General features: G+C 74.2%; 10 protein-coding genes. 8 read left to right on the top strand and 2 right to left on the bottom strand.

Annotated features, from left to right (window positions below; genetic code table 11):
* Positions 1–1,348 (top strand): DUF5719 family protein (locus BU198_RS03105; protein ID WP_223243857.1); only part of this gene is annotated, 1,348 nt, incomplete at its 5' end.
* A 32-nt stretch (positions 1,349–1,380) separates the two neighbouring features.
* On the opposite strand, the gene BU198_RS03110 is transcribed toward BU198_RS03105, so the two are convergent.
* On the bottom strand, positions 1,381–1,833 hold the full coding sequence (locus BU198_RS03110; protein ID WP_188295264.1) for a metallopeptidase family protein: 453 nt from the start codon (positions 1,831–1,833) through the stop codon (positions 1,381–1,383).
* A 71-nt stretch (positions 1,834–1,904) separates the two neighbouring features.
* Between BU198_RS03110 and BU198_RS03115 the strand changes: the two genes are divergently transcribed.
* The 7 genes from BU198_RS03115 (at position 1,905) to BU198_RS03145 (ending at position 8,514) form a co-directional block, all read left to right on the top strand.
* Entirely contained in the window at positions 1,905–2,363 is a 459-nt protein-coding gene (locus tag BU198_RS03115; RefSeq protein WP_188295265.1) for a DUF3499 domain-containing protein, read from the top strand.
* Positions 2,364–2,495: 132 nt separating this feature from the next.
* Positions 2,496–3,881, top strand: coding sequence for a phosphomannomutase/phosphoglucomutase (locus BU198_RS03120; RefSeq protein WP_188295266.1), 1,386 nt, complete (start codon positions 2,496–2,498; stop codon positions 3,879–3,881).
* Positions 3,882–3,994: 113 nt separating this feature from the next.
* On the top strand, positions 3,995–4,177 hold the full coding sequence (locus BU198_RS03125; protein ID WP_188295267.1) for a Trm112 family protein: 183 nt from the start codon (positions 3,995–3,997) through the stop codon (positions 4,175–4,177).
* 79 nt (positions 4,178–4,256) lie between these two features.
* Positions 4,257–5,297: a hypothetical protein gene (locus BU198_RS03130; RefSeq protein ID WP_188295268.1), complete on the top strand. Its 1,041-nt coding sequence runs from the start codon at positions 4,257–4,259 to the stop codon at positions 5,295–5,297.
* A 92-nt stretch (positions 5,298–5,389) separates the two neighbouring features.
* On the top strand, positions 5,390–5,968 hold the full coding sequence (locus BU198_RS03135; RefSeq protein WP_188295269.1) for a TetR/AcrR family transcriptional regulator: 579 nt from the start codon (positions 5,390–5,392) through the stop codon (positions 5,966–5,968).
* Positions 5,969–6,206: 238 nt separating this feature from the next.
* Entirely contained in the window at positions 6,207–7,244 is a 1,038-nt protein-coding gene (locus BU198_RS03140; protein ID WP_188295270.1) for an agmatine/peptidylarginine deiminase, read from the top strand.
* 70 nt (positions 7,245–7,314) lie between these two features.
* Complete coding sequence (locus BU198_RS03145) at positions 7,315–8,514, top strand: agmatine/peptidylarginine deiminase (RefSeq protein WP_188295271.1); 1,200 nt, start codon at positions 7,315–7,317, stop codon at positions 8,512–8,514.
* 79 nt (positions 8,515–8,593) lie between these two features.
* On the opposite strand, the gene BU198_RS03150 is transcribed toward BU198_RS03145, so the two are convergent.
* The gene (locus tag BU198_RS03150; RefSeq protein WP_223243859.1) at positions 8,594–9,646 is read right to left on the bottom strand and encodes an agmatine/peptidylarginine deiminase; all 1,053 of its coding nucleotides are present in this window, start codon (positions 9,644–9,646) and stop codon (positions 8,594–8,596) included.
* Between the last annotated feature and the right edge of the window lie 90 nt (positions 9,647–9,736).

Consider the following 9,736-nt stretch of genomic DNA (forward strand, 5'->3'; position numbering starts at 1 on the left):
CCCCCCCCCCCCCCCCCCCCCCCCCCCCCCCCCCCCCCCCCCCCCCCCCCGCCCCCCCCCCCCCCCCCCCCCCCCCCCCCCCCCCCCTCCCCCCCCCCCCTCCCCCCCCCCCCTCCCCCCCCCCCCCCCCCCCCCCCCCCGCCGCACCCCCCCCCCCCCCCCCCCCCCCCCCGGCACCCCGGCCACCGGCCCGGCGGCCAACGGCGACGCCGCGCCCGGCACCGGTGCCGTCGCCAACGGCGCCCTCGCCCCCGGCTTCACCGTCACCCAGACCTCGGTCGTCACCGAGCAGCGCGGCACCGGCCTGTCCGGCCTCACCTGCACCCCGGCCGGGACGAGCTTCTGGTTCGCCGGGGCCAGTACCGCCGGCGACCGGGTCGACTACCTCAGCCTGGTCAACACCGAGTCCTCCGCCGCCGTGGTGGACATCAAGCTGTACGGCGACAAGGGCCTGATCGACAACGACGCCGCCAACGGCATCACCGTCGCCCCCGGCAGCTCCCAGGCCGTCCTGCTGTCGACCCTCAGCAAGGGCGCCGTCACCGACCTCGCCGTGCACGTGGTGGTGCGCTCCGGGCGGGTCGGCGCCGCGCTGCACGCCGCCGACGGCGGCAAGGGCGCGGACTGGGTCCCGGCCTCGGCCGACCCGGCGCCCACCCAGGTGCTGCCCGGCCTGCCCGCCGACACCGCCGCCGCCCGCCTGGTGGTCTGGGCGCCGCCGGAGGACGACGCCGACCTGAAGATCCAGCTCTCCGGCAAGAACGGCTGGTTCAGTCCGGCCGGCAACGAGTCGATCCACGTCAAGGCGGGCATGGTGGCCGCCGTCGACCTCGGCAAGGTCACCCGGGACGAGGTCGCCGGGCTGCGGCTGACGCCCAGCGACGACAAGCACCGGACCCCGGTCGTGGCCGGGCTGCGGATCGACCGGGCGGCGGCCAACGGCAGGACCGACGCGGCCTGGCTGGCCGGCAGCGACCCGGTCGGCGCCCGCGCCACCGTCGCCGACAACCGGGCCGGCGCCTCCACGCTCTACCTGACCTCCAGCGGCGAGGCCGCCACCGTCCGGGTCACCGCCTCGGCCGGCAGCGGCGGCGGCACCCCGGCCACCAAGGAGGTCCAGCTCCCGGCCGGCGGCACCGTCGCACTCCCGGCGCCCGAGCCCGCCGGGCTGAACGGGGTCTTCGCGCTCACCGTGGAGACCGTCTCCGGCGGCCCGGTGGTCGCCGCCCGGATGCTGTCCCTCCCGGCCAAGGACATCCCGATGTTCACCGTCCAGGCGCTGCGCGACGACCGGAGCACCGTCAAGGTCCCGCAGGCCGGCCAGGACCCGGGCGTCGTCCTGCGCTGAGCGCGAGCCCGCGCCGGAATCCCGGCGCGGGCTCAGTCCTCGTCGTAGCGCGGGTCGATGGCGTCCGGGGAGAGCCCCAGCAGCTCGGCGACCTGCTCGATCAGGATCTCGTGCACCAGTGCCGCGCGGTCCTCCCGGGTCTTCGCCCGGATCTCCACCGGCCGCCGGTACACCACGATCTGGCTCTTGCGCCCCTGCTTGCCCGGCGACACCCGCCCCAGCGGCACCCCGTCCTCGCTGTCGCCGCCGTCCGGCTCGTGCAGCGGCACCTCCTGGACGGCGAACTCCACCTCGATCAGCTGCGGCCACCGCCGTTCGAGGCGCTCCACCGACTCGCGCACGTAGTCGTCGAACAGTTCGGAACGGGTGAGCGAGATCGGCACCTGGGGAGGCGCCAGCGGGCCGCGCAGGCCCCTGCCGTGCCGGTCGCGGTGCCGGGGGCGGCGCGCTGGCCCTGTCGATGACTGCGGTGCGGAGCTGTCCATATCACTGCCGAGGGTAGTCCTTGGACGGTCGGAAGTGGACCACTCCGACCGGGAATCGCACGGGGCGTCGGATGCGCGGCCCCGGCGCCCGGACGACGACACGGCACCCCCTCCGGGCAGGCGGTCTTCGCTCCCCGGCGGGGAGTGCGGTACCGTCCACCCTCGTGAGCTCTGTACGTCGTTGTTCGCGGACCGCGTGCGGCCGGCCGGCCGTCGCGACGCTGACGTACGTCTACGCGGACTCCACCGCCGTCCTCGGCCCGCTCGCCACCTACGCCGAGCCGCACTGCTACGACCTGTGCGCCGAGCACGCCGAGCGCCTCACCGCCCCGCGCGGCTGGGAGGTCGTCCGGCTCGCCGCCGAGGCGGGACCGCTGCGCCGCAGCAGCGACGACCTGGAGGCGCTGGCCAACGCCGTGCGCGAGGCCGCCCGCCCGCAGACCCCCCGTCAGGGCCGCGGGCCCGGGGGCGAGTCCGTCGAGGGCAGCCGCCGCGGCCACCTCCGGGTGCTGCGCTCGCCCGACAACTGAGGCCTCACCTGGCACGGTGCGTTCGCCCGGCCCGGGTACGCTGCCCGTCTACCGTCACCGCGCGCCCGTCGACCGGACGGGCGGCCCCGACGTACCGTGACCGACCAGTACAGAGACCAGGGTGGAGCCGCAGTGCGCGACCTCAAGCAGCTCGTGAAGGCGTACGACGTCCGAGGCGTCGTCCCGGACCAGTGGGACGAGAGCCTGGCCCGGGCCTTCGGCGCCGCGTTCGTGCAGGTCACCGGCGCGACCGCGATCGTGGTCGGGCACGACATGCGCCCCTCCTCCCCGTCGCTGAGCCTGGCCTTCGCCGAGGGCGCCGCGGCCTACGGCGCCGACGTGGTGCAGATCGGGCTGTGCTCCACCGACCAGCTCTACTACGCCAGCGGCAAGCTCGACCTGCCCGGCGCGATGTTCACCGCCAGCCACAACCCGGCCCAGTACAACGGCATCAAGCTGTGCCGGGCCGGCGCCGCCCCGGTCGGCCAGGACACCGGCCTGGCCGAGATCCGCGAGCTGGTCGAGTCCTGGACCGGCGAGGACGACACCGTCACCGTCCCGGCCAGGGACGTGAAGCCGGGCGGGCTGTCCGCCCAGGACACCCTGCGCGGCTACGCCGACCACCTGCTCGGCCTGGTCGACCTCACCGCGATCCGCCCGCTCAAGGTCGTGGTGGACGCCGGCAACGGCATGGGCGGCCACACCGTGCCGACCGTCTTCGACGGCCTGCCGATCGAGCTCGTCCCGATGTACTTCGAGCTGGACGGCACCTTCCCGAACCACGAGGCCAACCCGCTGGACCCGAAGAACATCGTCGACCTCCAGGCCAGGGTCCGTGAGGTCGGCGCCGACATCGGCCTGGCCTTCGACGGCGACGCCGACCGCTGCTTCGTCGTGGACGAGCGCGGCGAGCCGGTCTCCCCGTCGGCGATCACCGCCCTGGTCGCGGTCCGCGAGGTGGCCCGCGCCCGCGCCGCCGGCGAGGCCGAGCCGACGGTCATCCACAACCTGATCACCTCCTGGACCGTCCCCGAGGTGGTCCGCGAGCTGGGCGCCAAGCCGGTGCGCACCCGGGTCGGCCACTCCTTCATCAAGCAGGAGATGGCCGAGACCGACGCCGTCTTCGGCGGCGAGCACTCCGCCCACTACTACTTCCGCGACTTCTGGCGCGCCGACACCGGCATGCTGGCCGCGCTGCACGTGCTGGCCGCGCTCGGCGGGCAGCAGGGCGCGCTGTCCGGGCTCACCGCCGAGTACGACCGCTACGCCGCCTCCGGCGAGATCAACAGCACCGTCGCCGACCAGGCCGCCAGCACCGCTGCCGTCCGCGCCGCGTACGCCGGCCTGGAGGGCACCACGGTGGACGAGCTGGACGGCCTCACCGTGGCCGGCCAGGACTGGTGGTTCAACCTGCGCGCCTCCAACACCGAGCCGCTGCTGCGCCTGAACGTCGAGGCCAGGGACCCGGCGAAGATGGCCGAGCTGCGCGACGGCGTGCTGGCCGTCGTCCGCGGCTGACCTCGGGCCCGTCCGAGCGGACGCGCCTGACCTCGGCGGGTGGTGCCCCGGCCGGTAGGGTTTCCTATCGGCCGGGGCACCTCCGTGCCACCCCCGAACTTTGGAGAGCCCCCATGAAGCTCGAATCCTTCCTGCTGGAGATCCTGGTCTGCCCGCAGTGCCGGGCCGCGCTCGCCGAGGGCGGCACCGAGGAGCAGCCCGAGCTGGACTGCACCGGCGCGGGCTGCGGCCTCGTGTACCCGGTCCGCGACGGCATTCCGGTCCTCCTGGTGGACGAGGCCCGCCGCCCGGCCTGATCCTGGGGGCGACGCCCCACCCCGACCGCCCGGCGCGCGACCGAGCGCGCGCCCAGGACCGCAGCCGGAGGTTCGCCGCATGCTCGACGACACCCTGCTCGACGACCCGGCCGCCCTCCAGCGCGCCGACCACGACCGCGCCCTGCTGGCCCTGGCCGGCCTGCCGGAACTCGCCGCCGATCCGCTGCTGGGCCGGTCCGCCGTGCACCGGCAGGTGCGCGGTGCCACGAGCCGGCCGGACCTGATCGTCACCGGCCCGGCGGCCTCGGTCGTCATCGAGCTGAAGATCGACGCCCCGGAGGGCGACGCCCAGACGTCCCACCAGGGCGACGACTTCGCGGACCTGCCGAACCCGGTGTTCGTCTACCTCACCCCGACCGGCCGACCGCCGGGCGACCCGCGGTTCCGCCCGGTCTCCCTGCGCGACCTCGCGGGCGAACTGGCGCGCCTGCTCGCGGGCCGGTCCTCCCGGCCGTCCCAGCCGGACGCCCCCGGGCGGCGCCACGCGGACGACTACCTGAGCGACTTGGAGACCACCGTGGGCATCGGCACCGACGACGACGAGGACGCCGCCTTCTGGATCACCCACTCCACCGCACTCCTCGCGGCCCAGGAGGCGGCCCGCCGACTGCTGAGGCAGCTGCCCGCGCGCTCCGTCGCACCGCTCGGCGCACTCGCCGCGGAACTCGGCGGGGACCTCGCCGTGACGACCTTCGGCTACGAGGCTGTCGGCAGCAAGCGCAGCTACCCGGAGACGGCCGTCCTCGTCAGCCGGCCCGAGTGGATACGGGACGGCACCACCGTGCTCGGGTTCGGTCTCGGCATCCGCCGGGAGGACAACGGGCACCCCGGCCCCGATCCCGATGCCGGGAACCTCGCCCCGTTCCACGGCGTCTACTGCACCGACCCCACCCTCCGCAAGGCCATCGCCCTCCGGTTCGTCTCCAAGCAATGGGGCCAGTCCTGGGGGTGGTGGCAACGCCTGGAACTCACCGCACAACCGGCCGGCACCGGCTTCGTCGAGCACACCACCGCCCGGCTCGCCGACCTGGTCCGGGAGACCTGGCAGGAACGGGCCGCCACCGTCGACCTCCTGTGGGCCGCGCACCACGCGTCGTAGCGCGCCGGGCCACCCCCACCGCCCCGCTGCGCTGACCGGTGTTTCAGGAGAGGGACGGCCTGACGCCCGTACCCCGGGTAAGGTGGTGGCTCATGGCCAGTCGTAAAACGTCGATCTTGGAAGCAGCGGCGCGGGTGATCGCGCGGCGCGGGGTGCGCGGACTGCGGGTGGAGGAGCTCGCGGCGGAGGCGGGCGTGTCCACCGCGCTGATCTACTACCACTTCAAGGACCGCACCGGGATCCTCCGGCAGACGCTGGAGTTCATCAACGACCGGGCGGGGCGGTACACGACCGAGCGCGCCGACGGCGCTGCGCCGCCGACCCCCCGCGAGGAACTGGAGCAGACCCTGCTGCTGGAGCTCCAGGACACCGTCGAGGTGCGGGAGAACAGCACCGCCTGGGGCGAGCTGCGGGCGAGCGCAGTGTTCGACGACACGCTGCGCGAGGACCTGGCGCGGGCCACCCGGATCTGGGTGCAGGAGATCGCGGAACTGCTCGGCACCGTACGGCCGATGTCCTCGGCGGTCGCGCTGGCCGGGGCGGCGGAGCGGCTGACCGCGCTGCTGGAGGGGCTCAGCACCCGCTGGCTCAGCGGCAGCCTGCCACTGGCGCACGCCCGCACGCTCCTGGCCGACGCGATCGACGCCGAGGTCGACCGCCTCGGGTCCTGATCGGTAGGCCCTGACCCGTACCGGCCGTCCGCCGGGCGTCACTCTGCGCAGTGCACACGTCAAGGATGCGTCATGACCCGCCCGCGAGTTTGACTGATTTTTCAGTCAGTGCGAGCCTGAACCGCAGGAAGGGTGTCGCCGGGCCGTCTCCGCGCTGCGCCGCCACGTCGCGGCGCGAAGAGTGGAGTCGGCGGCCCCGGCACCCTTCCCGGCACCGTCGCACGATCTGGAGACCCTCATGACCCACTACCGCGATGACCGTTCCGCCGAGCCGTACCCCTGGGTTCCGGCGGACGACGTCCCGCACGCGCGGACCTGGATGTCCTGGCCCTCCCGCCGGGGCGTGTGGGGACTGCGCCTGGGCGGCGTGCAGGAGGACATCGCCCTGATCGCCCGCACGATCGCCGAGTTCGAGCCGGTGGTGATGTGCGCGCCCGACGACTGGACCGCGGGCAAGGCCCGGTCCCGGTGTGGTTCCGGGGTGGAGGTGATCACCGCCATCCCCACCGACGACCTGTGGATGCGCGACACCGCGCCGGTGTTCCGCCGGGACGGGTACGGCGGCCTGGACGCCGTGGTCCTCAACTTCAACGGCTGGGGCGGCAAGCAGGTGCACCACGACGACGCCCGGGTCGCCGAACGCCTCGCCACCCGCCGCGGCCTGCGCCACACCTACGCGGACTTCGTCGGCGAGGGCGGCGCGATCGAGACGGACGGCGACGGCACCGTGATGGCCACCGAGAGCAGCCTGGTCAACAAGAACCGCAACCGCGGCATGAGCCGGGACGAGATCGAGGAGGCCGTCCTGGAGGCCTACGGCGCGGACACCATGATCTGGCTGCCGGGCATCAGGGGCCAGGACATCACCGACGACCACGTGGACGTCACCTCCCGGTTCATCCGCCCCGGCGTGGTGATGGTGCAGCTGCCGCCGGCCGACCGCGACGACGCCTGGGCGCGGGACGCCCGCGAGCAGTTCGCGATCCTGTCCGGCGCCACCGACGCCCGGGGGCGGCGCCTCCAGGTCATTCCCGTGCACGGCCCGGACACCGTCCGCTCCCGCAGCTCCACGTTCGTCGACTCCTACCTCAACTTCCACGTCGTCAACGGCGGCGTCGTCACCGCCCGGTTCGGCGACGCGTACAGGGACGCCGCCGCCGGGGAGGCGCTCGCCGCGGCCTTCCCCGGCCGCGAGGTGGTGCAGATCGACGTCGACCGCCTGATGGCCGGGGGCGGCGGCATCCACTGCTCGACCATGCACGAGCCGGTGCCGTAGCCACTGCCGTAGCCGCTGACACCGAGCCCCCCTTTTTCCCGAAGCCCAGACCCTCAGCTGGAGTCCCCGCATGACCAATGCCCTGCCCCGCCGTACCCTGATGCGCTCCCTCGCCGGCCTCGGCGCCGGTGTCGGCGCCCTCACCCTCGGCCTCACCGCCTGCGACCCCAACGGCATCGAGGAGGGTGGCGGCGCGGTGCCGCCCCCGCAGCCCGGCGGCACCCCCGGTGGCACCACCAGTAGCACCCCCGACGGCACCCCCGGCGTGCGCCGGTTCGGCGCCGAGTGGGAGAAGCACCTGCGCACGGTGATGTCCTGGCCCGCCTCCGAGAACGTGTGGGGCGACCAGCTCCCGGACGTCCGCCGCGACGTCGCCGGCCTGGCCCAGGCGATCGCGGCGCGCGAGCCGGTCGTGCTGATGGCCCGGCCCGAGCAGCAGGACGCCGCCAGGAAGGCCTGCGGGTCCGCGGTCGAGGTGGTGCCGATCGCCGTCGACGACCTGTGGGCCCGGGACACCCTGCCGGTGTTCGTCGAGGAGGGCGGCAGGGTCAAGGGCGTCGACTTCAACTTCAACGGCTGGGGCGGCAAGCAGCAGCGCGGCAACGACGCCAAGGTCGCCCGGACGGTGCTGGCCAAGTACGGCGTCGAGCGGATCGAGACCCGGCTGGTCGCCGAGGGCGGCTCCTTCGAGACCGACGGGCAGGGCACCCTGATGGTCACCGAGAGTTCCGTCGTCAACGGCAACCGCAACCCGGGCATGAGCCGGGACGAGGTCGAGGCCGAGCTGAAGAAGGTCCTCGGGGTGACCAAGGTGATCTGGCTGGCGGGCGTGAAGGGCAAGGACATCACCGACGCCCACGTCGACTGCCTGACCCGCTTCGTCGCCCCCGGCGTGGTCCTGCTCGACCAGGCGTTCCCCGGCACCCCGCCCGACGTCTGGTCCCGCTCCGCCGACCAGGCCCGCGCCGTCCTCGCCGAGGCCACCGACGCGACGGGCCGCAAGCTCCAGGTGGTGGAGCTCCAGCAGCCGGATCCGGACCGGATCACCGGGCGCGGCGACGCCTTCGTCTCCTCGTACATGAACTTCTACGTCGGTTCGAAGGGCGTCTACCTGCCGAAGTTCGGCGACGCCAGGGCCGACGACCGGGCGCAGCAGATCCTGAAGCAGTACTTCCCCGGCCGCGAGATCGTCCCGGTGAAGATCGACGCGATCGCGGGCGGCGGCGGTGGCATCCACTGCGCCACCCACGACATCCCCGCCCTGGGGTGACCGGACCGGCCTGCCTCCCGGGGCAGGCCTCCCACCGGGGCCGGGTCCGGTCGGCGGGCCGGACCCGGCCCCGGTGGGCTCACCCGGCGGGCTGCTGCTGGGTGACGCAGTGGATCCCGCCGCCGCCCGCGCCGAGGCGGTCGATGTTCAGCTGCTCGACGGTGCGGCCGGGGAACAGCCGGGCGAGGGTGGCCCTGGCGGCGCTGTCGGCCCTGGTGTCGCCGAACTGGGCGGAGATCACCGCGCCGTTGCACAGGTAGTAGTTGGCGTAGGAGCCGACGAAATTCGGGTCGGTGGAGCGGATGAGGTTGTAGTCGGGCCCCTGGATCTGACTGACCGTGAACGGGGTTCCCTGGGCGCTGGTGGCGGAGGTCAGGGTCCGGTACTGCTGGCGCTGGTCGTTGGACCAGACGTCGGTGTCGCCCGACAGGGGCGTCTGGACGGCGGCCGTGCCCGCGCCGAGGAAGCGCGAGGTGGCGTCCACGTGGTCGTCGGTGATGTCCTGGCCGGCGATGCCGGTGAACCAGATCACCTTGGTGGCGCCGTAGGCGGCGCACATCGCGCTCTCGGCCGCGGCCTGGGAGACACCGGGGTTGCGGTTGGCGTTGAGGATGCTGCTGCGGGTGGCCATCAGCGTCCCCGCGCCGTCGGTCTCGATGGCCCCGCCCTCGCCGACCAGTCCGGCGGCGGTGAACGGCAGGCCGAGGTAGGCGGCGACGCGCCGGGCGACCAGGGCGTCGTTGCCGTGCGGGTTCTGGTGGTTGCCCCAGCCGTTGAAGTTCAGGCCGACCGTGTCGAGGCCGCCCGCGCCGTCGGTGCGGAAGACCGGGCCGGTGTCGCGCATCCAGCAGTCGTCGACCGGGATGTCCCCGATGACGGTGACGCCAGGGCCGCACATCGAGCGCGCCTTGGCGACACCGGCCGGGTTGGCGCACAGGGTGACCGGCTCGTACTTCGCGATGGTCCTGGCGATGAGGGCGATGTCCGACTGGACACCGCTGAGCCTGTTCCGCCAGATGGTGCTGCTGTCCGGCCAGGCCATCCAGGTGCGGGTGTGCCGGACGGTGTCCGTCGGCACCCGGAAGCCCGCGGCGGCGCCAGGATGGTGCTGCTGTCCGGCCAGGCCATCCAGGTGCGGGTGTGCCGGACGGTGTCCGTCGGCACCCGGAAGCCCGCGGCGGCGCCAGGGGCGGTGGTGCCGGCGGTGCGGGCGTGCGCCGCC

It is taken from the genome of Streptomyces sp. CBMA156, assembly GCF_014596515.1.
Lineage (GTDB): Bacteria > Actinomycetota > Actinomycetes > Streptomycetales > Streptomycetaceae > Kitasatospora.